The following is a 339-nucleotide window of genomic DNA, read 5'->3' on the forward strand; positions in this document are numbered from 1 at the left end:
CTTAGCAAGAGTTATCCCGCGCACCTTAGGATTCTCTCCTCGCCTACCTGTGTCGGTTTGCGGTACGGGCACCTTGTTCCTCGCTAGACGCTTTTCTTGGCAGTGTGAAATCAGGGACTTCGGTACTTAAATTTCCCTCGCCATCACAGCTCATGCTTCACGGTGTGCGGATTTGCCTACACACCACACTTACTGCTTGGACGGCCATCCAGTAGGCCGCTCACCCTATCCTCCTGCGTCACGCCATTGCTCAAGCGGAACAGAGGTGGTACAGGAATATCAACCTGTTGTCCATCGCCTACGCCTTTCGGCCTCAGCTTAGGTCCCGACTAACCCTGG

1 rRNA gene is annotated in these 339 nt (G+C 54.9%); it reads right to left on the reverse strand.

Annotation, left to right across the window (positions count from 1 at the left end):
- Nucleotides 1-339: ribosomal RNA gene (locus M3630_RS30715) — 23S ribosomal RNA — on the reverse strand; the annotation flags it as partial.

This window comes from Brevibacillus sp. MER 51 (assembly GCF_023714195.1).
Lineage (GTDB): Bacteria > Bacillota > Bacilli > Brevibacillales > Brevibacillaceae > Brevibacillus.